This is a genomic window from Gimesia chilikensis (genome assembly GCF_007744075.1).
GTDB lineage: Bacteria > Planctomycetota > Planctomycetia > Planctomycetales > Planctomycetaceae > Gimesia > Gimesia chilikensis_A.
On record NZ_CP036266.1, the window covers coordinates 976819 to 993622 of the forward strand.

Annotated in this window: 14 protein-coding genes and 1 pseudogene; 8 read left to right on the forward strand and 7 right to left on the reverse strand. The window is 54.8% G+C overall.

Going from position 1 to position 16804, the window contains the following annotated elements:
* Positions 1–35 precede the first annotated feature (35 nt).
* The 6 genes from HG66A1_RS03825 (at position 36) to HG66A1_RS03850 (ending at position 6090) form a co-directional block, all read left to right on the forward strand.
* Positions 36–1070, forward strand: a complete 1035-nt coding sequence (locus HG66A1_RS03825; RefSeq protein ID WP_145180934.1) for a DUF1559 domain-containing protein — start codon at positions 36–38, stop codon at positions 1068–1070.
* A 26-nt stretch (positions 1071–1096) separates the two neighbouring features.
* Positions 1097–2143, forward strand: coding sequence for a DUF1559 domain-containing protein (locus tag HG66A1_RS03830; RefSeq protein ID WP_145180935.1), 1047 nt, complete (start codon positions 1097–1099; stop codon positions 2141–2143).
* A 118-nt stretch (positions 2144–2261) separates the two neighbouring features.
* Positions 2262–2924 carry a hypothetical protein gene (locus HG66A1_RS03835; RefSeq protein ID WP_145180936.1) on the forward strand — a complete coding sequence of 221 codons (663 nt, stop codon included), beginning with the start codon at positions 2262–2264 and terminating at the stop codon, positions 2922–2924.
* A gap of 291 nt (positions 2925–3215) precedes the next feature.
* Positions 3216–4190 (forward strand): hypothetical protein, encoded by a 975-nt coding sequence (locus HG66A1_RS03840; protein WP_145180937.1) that lies wholly within the window; start codon positions 3216–3218, stop codon positions 4188–4190.
* Positions 4190–5215, forward strand: coding sequence for an RluA family pseudouridine synthase (locus tag HG66A1_RS03845; protein WP_145180938.1), 1026 nt, complete (start codon positions 4190–4192; stop codon positions 5213–5215). The genes HG66A1_RS03840 and HG66A1_RS03845 overlap by 1 nt, the downstream gene beginning before the upstream one ends.
* A gap of 2 nt (positions 5216–5217) precedes the next feature.
* Positions 5218–6090, forward strand: a complete 873-nt coding sequence (locus tag HG66A1_RS03850) for a fumarylacetoacetate hydrolase family protein (protein WP_145180939.1) — start codon at positions 5218–5220, stop codon at positions 6088–6090.
* Here the strand turns inward: HG66A1_RS03850 and HG66A1_RS03855 are convergent.
* Positions 6059–6979, reverse strand: coding sequence for a carbohydrate kinase family protein (locus HG66A1_RS03855; RefSeq protein ID WP_145180940.1), 921 nt, complete (start codon positions 6977–6979; stop codon positions 6059–6061). The two genes, HG66A1_RS03850 and HG66A1_RS03855, sit on opposite strands and share 32 nt — an antisense overlap.
* Positions 6980–7020: 41 nt before the next feature.
* Positions 7021–7500 carry a GNAT family N-acetyltransferase gene (locus tag HG66A1_RS03860; protein ID WP_145180941.1) on the reverse strand — a complete coding sequence of 160 codons (480 nt, stop codon included), beginning with the start codon at positions 7498–7500 and terminating at the stop codon, positions 7021–7023.
* A 170-nt stretch (positions 7501–7670) separates the two neighbouring features.
* Here HG66A1_RS03860 and HG66A1_RS03865 point away from each other — a divergent pair, with 170 nt between their 5' ends.
* Entirely contained in the window at positions 7671–8414 is a 744-nt protein-coding gene (locus HG66A1_RS03865; RefSeq protein WP_145180942.1) for a HisA/HisF-related TIM barrel protein, read from the forward strand.
* Between the two features lie 23 nt (positions 8415–8437).
* Here HG66A1_RS03865 and HG66A1_RS03870 read toward each other — a convergent pair whose 3' ends face one another.
* The 3 genes and pseudogenes from HG66A1_RS03870 to amrS all read right to left on the reverse strand — a co-directional run.
* Positions 8438–10351: a redoxin domain-containing protein gene (locus HG66A1_RS03870; protein ID WP_197996970.1), complete on the reverse strand. Its 1914-nt coding sequence runs from the start codon at positions 10349–10351 to the stop codon at positions 8438–8440.
* 147 nt (positions 10352–10498) lie between these two features.
* The gene (gene amrB / locus HG66A1_RS32750) at positions 10499–12565 is read right to left on the reverse strand and encodes an AmmeMemoRadiSam system protein B (protein WP_409999477.1); all 2067 of its coding nucleotides are present in this window, start codon (positions 12563–12565) and stop codon (positions 10499–10501) included.
* Positions 12548–13678 (reverse strand): annotated as a pseudogene (amrS, locus tag HG66A1_RS32755) (AmmeMemoRadiSam system radical SAM enzyme); the annotation flags it as partial. The pseudogene amrS and the gene amrB, both read right to left, overlap by 18 nt.
* Positions 13679–13952: 274 nt before the next feature.
* Between amrS and plsY the strand changes: the two are divergent.
* Positions 13953–14645: a glycerol-3-phosphate 1-O-acyltransferase PlsY gene (gene plsY, locus HG66A1_RS03880; RefSeq protein ID WP_145193679.1), complete on the forward strand. Its 693-nt coding sequence runs from the start codon at positions 13953–13955 to the stop codon at positions 14643–14645.
* 123 nt (positions 14646–14768) lie between these two features.
* Here plsY and HG66A1_RS03885 read toward each other — a convergent pair whose 3' ends face one another.
* Both HG66A1_RS03885 and HG66A1_RS03890 read right to left on the reverse strand, forming a co-directional pair.
* Positions 14769–15002 (reverse strand): BON domain-containing protein, encoded by a 234-nt coding sequence (locus HG66A1_RS03885; RefSeq protein WP_145036790.1) that lies wholly within the window; start codon positions 15000–15002, stop codon positions 14769–14771.
* A gap of 385 nt (positions 15003–15387) precedes the next feature.
* Positions 15388–16719, reverse strand: coding sequence for an alpha/beta hydrolase (locus tag HG66A1_RS03890; RefSeq protein WP_145180945.1), 1332 nt, complete (start codon positions 16717–16719; stop codon positions 15388–15390).
* Positions 16720–16804: the final 85 nt, after the last annotated feature.

The window sequence follows — 16804 nt, forward strand, 5'->3', positions numbered from 1 at the left end:
TACGATAAACGTAAAGTGAGTTGAGGAGTCTGAAGATGCAGCGTTGGATTTCAGTAATCGTCGTTCTGATGTTAATCGTCCTAGTGATCGGCCTGACGATGCCTGCGGTGGAGCAGACCAGGCAAGAGGCGCGCAGGTCTCATTCGAAATATAACCTGAAGCAGATTGGCCTGGCGGTGCACAATTATCATGACGCACACAAGTGCCTGCCCCCCGGTGGTGTCATTCGAGAGGACGACGTCGCACTGCACGGCTGGATTACGATGCTTCTGCCTTACTTTGATCAGAATGACGATTACTTAAGAATCAACTATCAGGTTCCCTGGGATCAGGATAGAAACAGAGCTGTTTTGGAACAATCTCGATCCCTGTTTCTGATTCCCGGAAACTTTTCGCGGTTCACGAGTCAGGGGTACGGCCTGACCAACTACCTGGGAAATCCCAATCTGCTGTATCGCAACAGCAATGTCACCTTCGAGCAGATGTCGAATGGTACCTCGCATACCTGGCTGGCGGGAGAAGTGGCCGGCAACTTCCAGCCCTGGGGCTATCCTTTCAACTGGCGACCGCTGGGAACGAAACTCTGTGACGGACCGAATAGCTTCGGCCATCCCCCCTGGCAGGGCGGACATCTGTTGTTTGCCGATGGGAGTGTCACGTTCTTTTCAGAAAACACCTCCGATGTGATTCTCGAGAAATTCGCCGCTGCTCCACCTGTGCCCACTGCCGAACAGACACAAGTCCCGGACAGAACCTTTGAAACGGGCGGCTTCTCCTGGAACAATCAGTCCTTACAGTCAGATCCCCAGGCGGAACAGCTGTACTACGTGCACGTACTGAGTGGGCAAACCGATCAGCCACTCAGGATAGAAGTCTATTCAAAGATCAACCTGGAACAGGTGCCGGATTTACCAAAGCTCCGCGGCCCCGACTTTCTCTTTGTGGTTGATAAGAACACCGACATCGCTGAGGCGCTTCAAGCCACATCACTGCCGAAGTCTGCCTCCCCCGAACAGTTACAACACAATGCAGAGCTTTTGAAGAACCTGCAGGAACGACTACCGGAATAGAACCTGGCGAGAAAGGAGAGGAAGTGATGCAGCGCTGGATTTCAATAAGCGTCGTTCTGTTCCTGATTGTCCTGGTGTTCGGTTTGCTGGTTCCAGCGGTACAGCAGGCACGCGAAGCGGCACGCAGATCGACTGCGAAGAACATCCTGAAACAGATCGGCGTGGCTGTAGATGCCTATGCAAGCACACATCGCTGTTTGCCTTCCGGGGGAGTGATTCGCGAGGATGGCACCGCCACGCAGGGCTGGATGACGATGTATCTTCCCTATCTGGATGCGAGTCCGGATTATTCTCAGCTTAGTCTGGACGAGCCCTGGTTGAGTGCAGCCAATCGAACTGTGATTGAAACCGTACGGCCTCAATATTTGAATCCAGAAGTCAGGTCGAACTATACAAGTACCGGCTTTGGTCTGACGCATTACCTGGGCAATCCGCATCTCTATTACCGCAACAGCAGTGTCACTTTCGATCAGATGGAGCGGGGCACCACGCATACTTGGGTGACTGGAGATGTGGCTGGTGAATTTCAACCATGGGCTTATCCGTTTAACTGGCGTCCTCTGGGAACTCAACTGTGTGCAGGACCGGGAAGTTTCGGCTGCCCAAACTGGGAAGGCGGTCATCTGCTCTTTGCCGATGGCAAAGTCCTGTTCTTTTCTGAAGAGACTTCGCCGGAAATTCTCAAGCAGTTGGCTGCAGCTCCACCCGTGCCAGCGTCGGAGCAAATGGCAGTCCCCGATAAACGCTTTGAGACGGGAGTCTATCATTGGGAACATGTTCCGCTGGAGAGTCAACCAGAGAACGAACATCGTTTTTACGCTGAAGTTCTGAAGAAAGCCGGGGAACCACTGCTGATCGACCTGTTTGCAGTTGAGAATCTGTCAGACAGTGAATGGGAGGAAGTGATGGAAAAGGAAAGGAGCTTTCCAGATACCCTGCTGATACAGAGAATCGACAAGACCACCGACCTTTCTCAGGTTCTGTCAGGATCGATGCTGAAGCAGGCGGCCAGTGCGCAGCAGATGCAGGAGAATCTCAAGTTGCTCAAGACGCTCCAGAAACAGATGCCTTAGGTTAATTCCTCCGCTGCTAGAAATGCGAGCCATTGACGCTTGCAGCAGGTTTACCGAGATGTTCTGCTAGATGTGCTAATATCTGTGTTTTGTATCACTTCAAATATTTGAGATTACCATGCGCGAATCAGGGACAACGCCAGATCCGGAACGGATTTCAGGCCATCAATGGCTGCGCGAAGATTCGCGTTCACTGCAGCAGACCAGGCGAGGCTTGAATCTGTTTCTGTATGGCATCGTCCTGGTTTTCTTCGCCTTGCTGGGGGTACTCTACTTCCGCTTCACTACTGATCTACTCTCTGTCATGATGACACTCCTGCCGATCTTAAGCATGACCGGTAACCTGTTGATGCTCGCGGGAGCCATCTACTGTCGTGCCGTGCCTGCTGAAGCGGACTGTCGCAATCTGTTGTGGGGTGTCATCGCCGGCGTCTGTGCCAATATTATTTTTTCCGGCTTCATGTATTCCGATCCCAGTCTGATGCCCATGCCGGTCGCCCTGTTACTGAAGCTGGTCGGATACACCGGTCTCATCCTCTTTGCTTTATTCCAGCGACGCTTGTTACTCTATGTAGATCGTCCCGATCAGACAGGCAAGGTGACAATTCTGGTGCTGACCACGGCACTGTTTCTGCTCGGATCCTGGGGGATGGAAGTGGTGGCGTATCTCGAACTCATGGAAATCGCGTCCATCACGATCTATGCGGTCATGCTGCCCGGATTTTTTACCTATCCCTGTTTTCTCGGCAGTCTGAAAAAAGCCTTCGTGCCTGCTGGATGATTCAGCCAGATGGGTACAGTCAGCCCGGAAATACTCGGTCATGTCCTGAATCTCGGCAGATGTGGTTTCTCCGGTGTGGGAATGTCTGATCAGTGCCTTTTTCCCCTGATCTGCACTGAAAATCGCCCCCTGGAATCGAAAATCTGGAATTCTTTACACTGAAAGCGTTCTCAGCCGGGGGATCAGCTTGACGCGTAATTTCAGGGGCAATATACTCGCGCGATGGACTCAGTTATCTCGTTGGGAGAGCATGAGTTTAGGTCTGTTTAATATTCACTGTGAGAGACTCTGATGAAGAGCGAACATCGACACGATCTGCAAACCAATGACCTGGGCAAACTGATGGTTCAGGCAGAGCCCTTTGTGGAAAAATATGGCGCGAAAATCCTCGGGGGTATCGGGGCATTAATCGTGCTGCTGATCGTGCTGATCATCTGGAATTCTCAGAAAACCTCTGCACAGTCCGAAGCCTGGACCCGCCTGGCGGCTGCAGGCTCTACTGAAGACTTCGAAAACGTTGCTGAAGACTACGCAGGCACACCCGTAGCGAACTGGGCACTGATTCACGCCGCTGAAAGTCATCTGCAGTCTGGTATTCGCAGCTCTTTCACCGATCGCAGTGCCGGCGATCGTGAACTGAAGGACGCCAAAGAACAGTTCCAGAAACTGCTGGATTCTTCCTCAACACCTCCGGAAATTCGCGAACGGGCTCTGTTCGGGATGGCACGCGTTGAAGAAACAACCTCCAATGGCGATCTGAAAACCGCCACCGAGCTTTATCAGAAGCTGATTAACGAATTCCCCGAGTCTATTTTCCGCCAGCTGGCAGAACAGCGGGTGAAACCGGTTGATGGCGAGAAAGTTGCTGCTCTGGATGAGGAAGGGACCAAAGAATTCTACAAATGGTTCCACGAGCAGAACCCCAAGCCCGGCGACCGTCAGCGTCCTGGTTTCAATATGCCGATGCCCGGTATGGCTCCTCAGGGAGCAGCGCCCCAGGGAAGTGCCCCCGCAGGTGGTGCAGGCACTCCCGGTCTGCCGGAGCTTCCGGCTCTGCCGAGCCTGCCCGGTCTGCCTGAGCCTCTGACTTCGGAAGAAGGAAAAGCCAGTGAGGGTACTCCGGCTGCTCCCGAAAAAACCGAAGCACCCAAGACTGAAGGTAAGCCGGCTCCTGAAGCAGGGAAGGCTCCCGCTGAACAACCTAAAGCTGAACAACCCAAGACCGAGGCACCGAAGCCGGAACCAGCGCCCGAAAAGAAACCATAATGTCTGACGAACTTTCGTCACCGCCGGAACTTTCCACCGAGCCGATCGAAATTACTGTCGAGGCACGCGCTCATGGCTGGCGGATAGATCATTATCTCTGTCGCCTGTATCCGAATTACACCCGCGTCTTATTCCAGAAAGCGATCAAGCAGGAGGCGGTGCTGGTCAACGGCTTGCCCGTCAAAGCCGCCCGCCGCATGCGGGTCAATGACCGGGTCTCGGTTCGCCTGCCTGAACTGCCCGATAATCAGCTTCCCCCGGAAGACATTCCGCTGGATATCATTTACGAAGACGACTTTATCGCCGTCATCAATAAGCCTTCGGATATGATCGTCCATCCTGGCAAAGGCAACTATGCGGGAACACTGGCAGGAGCCCTGCAGCATCACTTCGATCAGCTCAGCGATGTCGCCGGACAGTTTCGTCCCGGAATCGTCCATCGTCTCGACCGGAATACCAGCGGTCTGCTGGTTGTCGCCAAGGATAACCAGGTTCACGCCCGTCTGAGCGCCCAGTTCGAAAAGCGGGAAGTTCAGAAGGAATACCGGGCGATTGTCTGGGGACGCATGGAATTCGACACCGATTACATCGAGACGTTCATGTGTGTGCATCCCCGACACCGGGAGAAAATGATCGTCTGTGATGAAGGGGGCAATGCCCGCGACGCGTTCACTTATTACGAAGCGATTCAGCGTTATAAGGCCTTTACCTACGTGCGACTCAAACCCCGCACCGGGCGCACCCACCAACTGCGGGTGCATATGCAGCATATTGGCCATTCCATCGTGGCAGACCGCGTGTATGGCGGCCGGATCACTCTGAAAATGAAAGATCTGAGCGTGCAGGCCGAGGCTGACGCCGCGGAGCTGGAAAGCGACATTCTGATCGAACGACAGGCCCTGCATGCCTATCGTCTGGAATTTAGTCATCCGCACAGTGGAAAACCGATGCAGTTTGAGGCACCATTACCAGAAGATATGCAACAGACCTTAGCCGCCCTGGACCAGTATCAGAAGGAAAATTGAAGATGAAGCTCGCGAAAGTGCTATTGTCAAACGGGGAACGTCATGTCGCCATCGTGGAAGCAAACGGAGTGCAGCTGCTGGATCTGTCACAGGTCGACAACATCCACCGTCTGTCGGACATCCTGCATTCCGCCGATCCGGCAGGACTGGCCAAATTCCTGATCGACAAAGAGCTGCCGCCCGTCCCCTTCAATCAGCTGGAGTTCCTGGCCCCCGTTGATTACCAGGAAGTCTGGGCCGCCGGGGTGACCTACAAGCGCAGCCAGGTGGCGCGGATGGAAGAATCCGAAACAGCCGCTTCGCATTACGACCAGGTCTACACCGCAGATCGTCCCGAGCTCTTTTTCAAAGCAACTCCGAACCGGGTCTGTGGTCCGAATCAGCCGGTCCGTGTCCGCTTTGACAGTCAGTGGTCTGTACCCGAACCCGAGCTGGCTCTGATCGTCTCTCCCGATCAGAAACTGGTGGGTTACACGGTGGGCAACGATATGTCCGCCCGTGATATCGAAGGCGAAAACCCGCTTTATCTGCCACAGGCGAAATTCTACAAACAGTGTTGCGGCCTGGGTCCCTGTGTCCTGTTGCACGAGAGTCCCCTGGATCGTGAAGCCACCAGGATCATTCTGACCATCGAACGGGATGGCGAAGAAGTCTTCCGCGGCGATACGTCCGTCGCAGAAATGGCCCGTGGACTGGAAGATCTCATCAGCTGGCTCGTGAAAGAGAATGATTTCCCCAGCGGTGCGATTCTGCTTACCGGAACCGGCATTGTTCCGCCGGACGAATTCACTCTCGAAGATCGGGACATCGTCTCCATCGAGATCACCGGTATCGGGACGCTGATCAATCCAGTTGTGAAAGATTCAGCTCCTTAGTCTGCAGGGCGGCTTCGATTTCCGCGAGGGACGGCAGTGCATCCCGATTGCCCAGGCGTTCGCATTTCAACGCTGCGGTGACACAGGCGAACTTCAGCACCCGCTCCCGCGGCCAGTCCTCAAGCAAGCCATAGAGCAGGGCACCGCTGAAGACATCGCCGGCCCCCGTGGTATCCAGAGAAAGCACGGGGAGTGCCGCGCAGTGCAGACAGCCTTCCTCAGTGAATAACCACGCGCCGCGCACTCCATCGGTCACTGTGACCAGCTCCGGTCCCTGGTCCAGCAGTGCTCTGCCACCTGCCAGCACATCGTCGGTCTGCAGATACTCGCTGAGAAACCGGCGGGGGCAGTTCATGACATTCAGGTAAGGGATCAGCGTCTCCATCCCCGGCTTAAGAGATCCGGCATCGAGACAGACGGTCACGCCGGCTTCCCGGGCGATCTGCGCTGCTTGCAGACACGTTTCCTGAGGCCAGCCATCCAGGTGCAGGAAGCGGGCCTGCTGAATGATTTGTCGATCCAGATCTTCCGGTTGCAGCCAGTGTTCGGGACGATAGCAGGCGATCGTCCGCGTGCTTGCCTGTTCGTCGATCCAGACCTGGGCATATCCCGAGCGGGTCCCGGGGAGCAGACGACTGGCGTCGAGGTTCAGTTGCTCTGTTGCCAGGTCCTGCGCTATCAGGGGCCCGTATTGATCGTCGCCCCAACTGCCGAGAAAGGCGCACTGTTTTCCCAGGCGACTGAGCACAACCTGCGCCGTCGGCACCGGTCCGCCTACCTGGTAGGCGTCGCTGATAATATTGGTTTTCGCATCCTGGGGCGGGTGTTGTGCCAGCAGAACCAGGTGGTCCACCACAACGGTTCCCAGACCGACGACATCATATTTCATCTGACGGTGATTCTAACTTATGAATGATAGGTTCGACTTGCTTAGAGCTTCTTTTCCCAGAACAGCGCGCGTCCCATTTGAGGATCCAGTTCGTAGCCGTTGAAACCGAATTTACGGTAAGCCGCCTGGGCTCGCTGATTTCCTTCCAGCACTTCCAGGGTGAGTTTACAGCAGCCCCGTGCCCGGGCGATCTGTTCGACGAATTCAAACAGCTGTCCAGCCAGACCGGTGCCGCGAAACTCCGGGGCAACATACACATCGTGAATATTCAGTAAGGGCTGACAGGCGAACGAGGAGAATCCTTCAATGCAGATAATCAGGCCGACGGGTGTCTCTTCGTCAAACGCGAGGACGACCACCGCATCGTTACGCTGATGCAGACACGGAGCCAGATTCTCCTGCACCGTTTGTGTCAACGGTTTGCCGGCCCCTTCCGGCGAACAGGCGTAACTGTTGAGCAGAGTCACCACCGCCGCGGCGTTACGGGGTTCACTCAAGTCGGCTTCGATAATCTGCATCAGTGGCTCTTTTCATCTGGAAGCGAGAGGGGAGCCCATTGTCTCCCCCGGTTCATTTTCAGGCTGTTATTGTAATCAGATCCGCTGTCCCGGGGGAGCCAGACCGCTGGGGAACTGTTAAACTAAGTCTTTCTGGTTGTATTGAAATACGGATTTCTCAAGTAAGAGACGCGATGAAAATCATTCCGGTACTGGACATTCTGAATCAAACCGTGGTGCGGGGAGTGGCGGGAGAACGCGATCTGTATCAACCCCTCCAGAGCAATCTGACTGACTCCAGTGATCCGCTCGAACTGGCCCGCGCGATTCGCGCTGAACTTCGTCTCAGTGAATTCTATGTAGCCGACCTCGATGCCATTCTCCACCAGCGGCAGAATCGAGAGCTCTACCAGGGCCTGCTTGCCGAAGGTTTTACATTCCTGCTCGATTGCGGTCTGCGCACTACAGCGGACTGTGAGGACTTACAGGAATATCCGGGCATCAACATCGTGGCTGGCCTGGAGACGCTGGCAGGACCTGAAGAACTGGCTGCACTCGTCGATCAGTGGGGGAGTGAGAGAACGGTCTTCAGTCTCGACCTGAAACAGGGGCAGCCTGTAGTCAGTGCTGCTGCTGGGAACCCGTTTGCGGAGCTTACGAATCCTCTCGATGTGGCAGAGCTGGCGCGGGAACAGGGCGTTTCGCAGATGATCCTGCTCGATCTGGCACAGGTCGGCACCGGTCAGGGGACCGGCACCGAAGAGTTGTGTCAGACGTTACACGCACGATATCCCGAGCTTACGCTGATCACCGGAGGGGGGATTCGTAATGCTGCAGAGCTCCAGGCTCAGGCGGCACTCGGTGCCGAGGGTGTGCTTGTCGCCTCAGCCTTGCATGACGGACGACTGGGGAGAGACACGGTGCTCTCCCTGTCGTGAGTCAGCGCCTTTCGGTGCCCGGCCTACTTCAGCAGATCGGGCAGGGCTTTCTTGACATCAGCCACGGTGGCACTGCGGTTGACGACCTTACCCGACTTGTCCACGAGGAACATGGTCGGCAGGGAGATCACACCAAAGTCCCGGGCAGGGGCACTTTCCAGGCCACCCTCTTCATGGATGTGAGCCCAGGCCACTTTGTGCTGTTTGATATAGGTTTCAGCCAGTTCCGGGGTGGCGTCGAGGTTAATCCCCAGTACATCAAAGCCCTGGCTGTGGTACTTGTTGTAGAGGTCCTGGATCTGAGGCAGGTCTTCCGTGCAGGGTTTACACCAGCTGGACCAGAAGATGACCAGCAGCACTTTGCCGCGATACTGTTTGGCATCGATGCCGCCTCCTGCTAGACCTTTGCCTGACAGCTCCAGTTCCTGGCCAGCCAGGTTCATGCGTCGCAGAGCGCCTGCACCACGGGTGCCTGCTTCCGAACTGGCGTGAGACTCGACCAGTTTCGTGTACCATTTCTTGGATTCAGCAACTTTACCACTGAATTCCTGGGTGACTGCCAGTTGCAGCATCGCTTCAGCAGAGTCATCGGAATTCGGATATTTCTTAATGAAGTCTTCGAGCTGTGTCAGCCACCAGGTCTGCACATCGCGGAGTTTATCGCTCTGTGTGCTCTGTAACTGGGTGCTGTAATCAGCGAGCAGGGTCCGATAAGTGACGTAAGCTACCAGGTCCTGATCCTGTGATGATTTCTGTACTTCGTCGCGAATCCGTTTCAGTTGTACCAGTCCGTCTTTGTAGCCTACCGTCTGAACGGCGGCGGCCAGACCGTCAACCATCTGTCGCGTCCACTGGGAACGTTCGTCTTCATTCTTGGAAGCAGCAATCAGTTTTTCGATAATCGCCACCCGATCTGCATTGTAGCGGGCGACGGCTTGCGGACCCTGCTCGGGTGAGGGGCCGTTCTGGTCCAGTTTCTGTAATTCGTCCAGCAGCCCCTGCATTTCTTTCGAGAGGCCGACCGTTGAGTTGGTAGGCAGTGTGCTGGCACCCGCGACCGGCTGCATCAGCGTGCCCCCTTCGGTGACCTGAATCGATTCACCTTCGATGGGCAGCGGTGCCTGGGTCAGACGCCAGGCATCACCGACGCGGATCAGTTCACCGAACTGCACAAGTCCACTTTTGCCTTTGGTATCGACAATGGCCATTACGTTTTCAAAGACCTGCAGGTCTTTATCGGTTTTTACATCGTCGGCGGGAATCAATCCAGGCATCGCACCGTCGAAGCGAACCCAGACCGTATCGGACGAAAGCATTTTTGATTTCGAGAGCAGTTCGGGAATCTTCGCGGAAGCAGCTTTGGTTGATTCACGAATCTTGTCAGCGAAGGGATTCTTAATCCCGGACGCAGACAGCTCGTCATCGGTGATCAGCAGCGATTCGAACACCTTTGTGTTATTTTTCGCGAGTGCGCTGATGGCAACCCGGGTGACTTCTTCGGGTGAAATCATTTTCCATTCATCAATGATTCCGTCTTCATTTTTATCGAGGCCCCAGCGGGTCCCGGCCAGATTCATCCAGCGCGACGCGTCGACCTTGTTGTTAAAGTTGGCATCAATGTCCCGGTAGACTTCCAGGCCGCGATTGAAATACCGCCATTGATCGACGACGTTGTCTCCGTTGGTGTCGACGAAGCGACGCAGGACCTGACCATTCGGTCCGTAAACGATCCAGCCAGAGCTCTTCTTGCTCTGTTCGACTTCGACCTTACAGCGACCGTATTCCGATTTTTCGGGAGTTTCGATTTCGATGTCCTGCTGAATTGGCTTGAAGGTGAGTGCCAGTTCAACAGAGGGGGCATCCGCCGCGGGTAGCGAACGGGAGAATGTAACCAGGAGGGCAAAACCAGTGAGGAAGATTATGCGACCAATAGACATAGCACGGGGCTCCGATTCCGTTTGACGCGTCAGTGACAACAGTAACATTTAACAGAGTCGGGATTTTAGTAGAAAACCGGCTCTGGGGTCACCATCAATTTTGACGATTCCCGGGAAACCCGTTGGACTTGCCGCAATCGGCGGTCATCAGTTGATCAAGAGGCCTGCATATCCGACGACCCGCGATCGATCGCCGGTCACATCGCCCGAAGTTGCATAACCCACTCGCTCTACCTGACTCAGCTTGCCCATTTTCTGGAGGGTCTTCATCACAATCACAGCGGGCAGCACACCACACATGGAAATATGCTGTGCCCGCACCGTCTCCAGCAGACCATCAGGGTCAAGGGCGTCCATCTTTTCCAGGGCCAGTTGATCCAGTCGACGGTTTTCGGCATCCGTGGCGAAGTGATTCATATCGCTGGAGATGAGCAGCAGAGGCGGTTCGTCCAGTTGTTCGATGACCCGAGCCAGCCCCGCTGCGAATTCGTCGCATTGCTGCAGGTTTCCTCCACCGATGGCGATGCCGACGACGTGGGAATCGGGGGCCAGACGTTTGATCAAGGGGAGTTCGACTTCGATGGCATGCTCACTCCGATGTGCGGCAGCATCGAGTTCCAGCCCGGGGATCTCCTCAGCCAGTCGGCGTGCGAGAGTGACGTCTGCTTCGAGGTTTCCATTAGGCAGCTGCCAGACCTTGTGAGGGGCCACCGCCCATTCCACACCCTCCCGCGTGTGCTTGGGGCCGATCACGATGATCGTGGAAGGCAGTTTGATTCGCTGTAGAACCTCAGCAGCGATCTTGCCGGAGTACTTCCAGCCTGCATGAGGCACCATGGCTGCAGCCCACGTCTGAGGTTCCGCTTCATCACGAAACAGTTCGTCCAGCTGCATTTCCACGCTCTCAAGGTCAGCAGGGTAAAACGTGCCTGCTACGCCCGTGGGGCGGATTTCCGTGCCCAGTTCTGCCCGGGGGCGATTGATGATCTCAAACCGGGACACAGCGGACTGAGTGGCCATGCTGGCGACCTGGGCTGTTTCCAACTGCATCAGCGACAGTGACTCTTGGGCCCGGGCGATGATTTCGGCTGCGGTCTCTTCCCGCTGATAGAACCAGCCCGTTTTCTGACCTTCCATCACGAGCAGACTGCGGTTGCGGGAATCGAAGTTCTCCAGATTAAGTCCTTCGACCGGGCCATGCAGGGCGGGATCGGTCGCCAGTACCAGTTTGACCTGGAATTCACCCGGCCTCAAATTCTGTCGGGCAATGATCTGTGCGAGTTGCTGGCACATGGAGAAGATGGTCGACTGCATCGGGAACGACTGCTTCAACGCCCATTTAGAGAGCACCAGCTCTTCCGAAGAACTGCCGTGAATCAGAATCAGGGCCACTCCCTGAATATTGGCATCCGAGACTTGCGGGCAATAGTAGGAAGGAACCTGTCCCAATCGTAATGCTTCGATCGTTGACTGGATGTACTGCTGATACTGAGCGAACTCGCGGTGACTCAGAATCTGCGGCGCCGCTTTCTCCAGCGGCGCTTCCAGCATCTCGACCAGCCTGGCTTTACAGGAAACGCCCTGATAGCGGAGCAGGGTGGTCCCTGGATCTTTCCATGCGGTCGGAGGGAGCCCCGCTTTGATGCAGGTCTGATTCAGAAATTCCTCTTCACTCCAGCCATGATCCAATGGCACCCCGGGCAGTAATAATCCGCTGCGGCCATCGGCGCGAATCTGCAGTCCATGCAGGCCGACCTGAACCGCTTTCAAACGATCGAGGCCCTGTTCTTCTACCAGTTCGAGATCGGAGAGCAGCCAGACTTCGACGTCCAGTTGTTCGATTTCACTTGGTGAGATAGGGGGAAACCGCGGGTCGTCTTTCGCGGCGCGGATGGCTGCCTGATGGAGCGCCTGTCCCAATGGAAGAGGCTGACCGAAGTTACCACAACAGGAACGGAGCTGTCCTTGTCGTTTGAGGCTGACAAATGCGCCGTTGATGACCATGGTTTCCAGTTCTTCCAAAGCGATCTCGGCCGGCACGGTGCGGGTCGCTGTTCCCACTACCACCGCAGCCGCTTTCTGCAGCAGTCTCTGATGATGTTCGGGAGAAAGTTCGATCCTGGCAGTCGTGGAATCGCTTTGCATCGACGTAGAACCTTTCTGCTGTTCGCTGGAAGAGGAAGGAAGTGGATGCTGTTTCAAAAATGACTGCATATCCACGGGGAGTCGCTTTTGACCCCAGTTACCTGGTCGTTGATCGAAATGTCCGGCAACCTGAGTGTTACAATACTGACAGCGGTTGCCGTTCAGGGCATACTTTCCGAGCTGGTACCAGTTGCGTTCAATCAGTGTCTCGCCACAAGAGGGACAATAAGTACTCTGTCGGCGGACATCATTCACGTTTCCGGTGTAGACATACTTTAAACCGGCGGCGAGTGCGATCTCACGAGCCCGGATCAGCGTCTCCGGCGGAGTGCCACCCCGGTCCAGCATGCGGAAGTCCGGATGGAAGGCAGAGAAGTGCAAGGGAACTTCGTCTCCCACTTCGTTGAGGATCCAGTCACACATCCGCTGGAATTCATCGTCATCATCATTGGCCTGGGGAATCACTAAATTGGTTATTTCGAACCAGACATCCGTTTCCCGTTTTAACCAGCCCAGGGTATCCAGGACAGGTTGGAGATGAGACAACGTAATGCGGTAGTAAAATTCCTCGGTAAACGCTTTGAGGTCGATATTGGCGGCGTCAATGTGCTCAAAGAAATCCGCGCGGGCCGACTCGGTGATGTAACCTGCTGTCACGGCGACCGTTTTGACGCCCTGGGCGTGACAGGCTTTGGAAGTTTCGATCGCATATTCCGACCAGATGATCGGGTCGTTGTAGGTAAACGCGACACTCTGGCAGCCCAGTTGTGCGGCGACATGGGCAATTTCTTCCGGGAAAGCCCGGGCGCTCAGACGTTCGATTTCCCGCGATTTGGAAATGTCCCAGTTCTGACAGAACTTACAACCCAGGTTACAGCCTGCGGTTCCGAAGGACAGCACGCTTGAACCGGGATAAAAATGGTTCAGTGGTTTCTTTTCGATCGGATCGACGCAGAACCCGGTACTGCGACCAAAGGTGGTCAGTGCCATCTCGCCGCCCAGATTCTGGCGAACGAAGCAGAATCCTCGATCATTTTCTCCCAAGGCGCAGGCACGGGGACAGAGATCACAGACGATCTTTTCTCCCTCGCGATGCCACCAGCGAGCCGGATACAGGCCCTGATCACGATCCGCTGGTGACGCATGTCCGGACGAGAGAATAGGGAGTACTTTTTCTGTCATGGTTTTGTGAGAGAGAAACAGAGTATCAAAGAAGGGAGCCCTGTCCTGTTCAGAATAATACATTCAAGGGGACAGGGCTAACAGTTTGTCAGATTTTTAACCGGGGAGGCGAATAGAATCATCGCTGGACCCCGGCTGGTGGGTACTGATGTTGATTATTTGTAACTGGCGTCAGGACCTGTCGTTGTGCTCATCTACCGCTGTCGGGTATTATCACGAGCACAGAAAACGTCCCGTCATGCCTCTGACTTTATTATACGAATCGCCTCTGCTGATGTTTACAGATTATTTCTGGTTTTTTGTCGCGGTCCTCTCCTATCTGGCCGGTTCCATTCCTTTTGGCCTGGTGACAGCCAGGCTGGTAGCCGGCACCGATATCCGTAAGGTCGGCAGTGGAAACATCGGTGCGACAAACGTGGCCCGCACGTTGGGCGCCAAATGGGGCATTGTGGTTCTGGTGCTCGATGCATTGAAAGGATTGCTGCCGGTCCTGTTCATTCCCGCGCTGTTTGTCAGCCCGGATTCCCCCGACTTCGATCATGCCCGCGTTTTGAGTGGCATTGCCACGATCGTCGGGCACATGTTTCCGGTCTGGCTTGGCTTTCGCGGAGGCAAAGGAGTGGCAACCAGTCTGGGCGTGATTCTGGTGCTGGGTCCCTGGTCAACCCTGGCGGCTGTCGGGGCATTTGCCCTGACATTTTTTGTCTCGCGGATCGTGGCGCTCAGCTCGATTGTGGCGGCACTCGCGTTTGGTATCGCCCAGTTTGTGCAGTTGGGAAGTGCAACCTTCACGCGGGAAAAATGGAGTCTGACCGCATTCAGTATCGCGGTTCCCCTGTTGATTATTATCCGTCATCGCAGCAACCTGGGACGGATCATGCGGGGGGAAGAGAAGAAGTTTCAGTTCGGCAGCCGAAACAAAGAGGGCACCGAGTCCACCTCAGCCGGTGAGCAGTCAGAGGGCTGAACGGTTTCGTTTTGGTTGATAGTCGGAGAATCAGCCGCGAGAGATCATCCTGATCCTGTCGCTGGCTCAGATTCCATTACGGTGTGAGACCTTTCCTGAATCCTGCAGGAAAGCAGACCTCGATCAGGATTCAACGCGAATGTTGTTGGTGAGGGCGTACTGATCGATTTCACTCAGTGCGGCATGGGTTGCCAGCTGTTTGTGGTAAAAGGAATCAGTGCGTCCCGAAAGCACGACGATCTCTCCCAGAATATCCACTTTCAGCGACTGAACCTGACTGCCGGTTCTCAGGGCAATGGTCTGTTCAATCTTTTCTGATAGCTTCCTGGCTTTTTGAGAGTAGGTTTCGACGGTCATAAGCGATCCTCCTTGAAATCAGTAAAAGTACTAACAGACAATCACTTGTGTTCCAGCCAGCGCACAATCCAGGCTGTGATGACGTTCAAGGCAGGTAACTCTGAGGCAGCAATCTCTGGAAACTTCAGTCAGAAGACACTGTTCCACACCGGGTAGAACGCTAAGCTCATTTCTGTCAGCGTAAATCTTAATTGAATACTTCCTGAAATTCAGGGGAGACGGAACAGCCGCTGGCTCCAGGGTCCTGTCGCTGAAGCCCGCAACCGGAAGATCCCCCACTGAATTTTTAATGAAGTAAATTTATCGACCTGTCTCTCGTTCGTCAAACAAAATTGTGAACGAATGGTACGATTCGAGGGAAATAACTCGTTTGAAACCGTGCTCGCTATTTCTCTGAATCGGACTGCCAGATCCAGACCAGTGCTTCCGGCAGAACGGCTTTTCCGTGCCGGCTGCTGTGCATGCCATGTCCTTCAACGAACCAGTATTCGTAGCCACTGTAAGCCAACGCGGCTGCCATCCGTTCATTGTTCAAAAACCAGTTGCCCAGCTTATTGTCCAGGTCGTTATCTCCGTCCTGCAGAAAGACTTTGATCTTCTTCTGTGGATACTGTTTACGGATCAGCCCCGGGTAATCGTGGGCGGTTTTCCAGGGACCAAACTGGTCGAGAGGCAGCGTGTTTTTCTCGCGGGACGGGTAATCGTCGATTCCGCGGAAGTCACAGAAACTACCCACAAATGAGATCACTTTGCCGAACAGGTCATTCCGATGCCAGGCGGCCGTGAAGGCACAGCTTCCACCGGAAGAGGCACCACAGAAAATATGATCTTCCGGCTTGTCCGAGATCCGGTATTCTTTGCGGACGATGGGCAGCATTTCTTCATCGAGGAATGTGGCATACTGCGCGGTACAGGTATCGTATTCGTTGCTGCGGTTACGGACTTCCTGCTTCCCTTTCGTGCCGGCAGGGAAGACGCCCGGATTGATGAAGACAGCAATGGTCACCGGAATTTTTTTCGCGTGGATCAGGTTGTCCAGCACGATGGTCGCATTGCCGTCATTGTGACAGTATCCGCCGCCATCCGCGAAGACGATCAGCTTGGCTGGAGTCTGTGAGTCTTTGTATTGAGCTGGCACATAGACCCACCAGTCACGGACGGTGCCGGGATAATGTTTCTGGCTTTCAAAGGCGGGCATCTTGGTGAGCTTACCCTCGGGTATACCGGGCTGTTTCACGCTTTCGGGTTTCCATTCATAGCTTTCGAACCCGAAGCGACTGTTTTTGCCGGCCGGTAAACGGTCACCGTTAACGTCATAACGATAATGGACTGAGGAGAAGTTCGGGAAACGTTCCACCCGGGCAAAGTAACCGGTGTTTCCCAGCTCGATCATGGGCCATGAGCGGCCTTTCTCAGCGAAAATCACGACCTGGTCACCCGGCTGTGATTTGAAGAACCAGCCGGCGTAGCCGCCACCATCGTCGGTCTTCTGAATCAGATACTTCTGGTCCCCTTTGGTGAGATCCTTTTCTTTCTGGTATTTCTTTTTGAAAAATTCCAGCACCTGTTTCTGATTAGCCTGACTGACGGGAGCCTGTAATAATTCAGAGACTTCCTGCAGCGTCTGAGGTGCAGCGGTCAGCGGATTGATGAGACACAGCATTAAGCCGGCCCAGACGGACAGCGAGACGGTTGATGGGCGAGGTAACAATCGCATGGCAGGAGACTCCTGGTAAATGATCTCGGTAAATGCTCTCGGGCAGATCAGGGAAGATTCTATGGCAGAGGCAACCCGGCTTTCC

Coding starts and splice junctions, on each gene's coding strand:
- HG66A1_RS03825 (WP_145180934.1), top strand. CDS start 36: ATGCAGCGTTGGATTTCAGTAATCGTCGTTCTGATGTTAATCGTCCTA.
- HG66A1_RS03885 (WP_145036790.1), bottom strand. CDS start 15,002: ATGACCGTCGAAACCTACTCTCAAAAAGCCAGGAAGCTATCAGAAAAG.
- HG66A1_RS03835 (WP_145180936.1), top strand. CDS start 2,262: ATGCGCGAATCAGGGACAACGCCAGATCCGGAACGGATTTCAGGCCAT.
- plsY (WP_145193679.1), top strand. CDS start 13,953: ATGTTTACAGATTATTTCTGGTTTTTTGTCGCGGTCCTCTCCTATCTG.
- HG66A1_RS03850 (WP_145180939.1), top strand. CDS start 5,218: ATGAAGCTCGCGAAAGTGCTATTGTCAAACGGGGAACGTCATGTCGCC.
- HG66A1_RS03890 (WP_145180945.1), bottom strand. CDS start 16,719: ATGCGATTGTTACCTCGCCCATCAACCGTCTCGCTGTCCGTCTGGGCC.
- HG66A1_RS03865 (WP_145180942.1), top strand. CDS start 7,671: ATGAAAATCATTCCGGTACTGGACATTCTGAATCAAACCGTGGTGCGG.
- HG66A1_RS03855 (WP_145180940.1), bottom strand. CDS start 6,979: ATGAAATATGATGTCGTCGGTCTGGGAACCGTTGTGGTGGACCACCTG.
- HG66A1_RS03830 (WP_145180935.1), top strand. CDS start 1,097: ATGCAGCGCTGGATTTCAATAAGCGTCGTTCTGTTCCTGATTGTCCTG.
- amrB (WP_409999477.1), bottom strand. CDS start 12,565: ATGCAGTCATTTTTGAAACAGCATCCACTTCCTTCCTCTTCCAGCGAA.
- HG66A1_RS03840 (WP_145180937.1), top strand. CDS start 3,216: ATGAAGAGCGAACATCGACACGATCTGCAAACCAATGACCTGGGCAAA.
- HG66A1_RS03845 (WP_145180938.1), top strand. CDS start 4,190: ATGTCTGACGAACTTTCGTCACCGCCGGAACTTTCCACCGAGCCGATC.
- HG66A1_RS03870 (WP_197996970.1), bottom strand. CDS start 10,351: ATGTCTATTGGTCGCATAATCTTCCTCACTGGTTTTGCCCTCCTGGTT.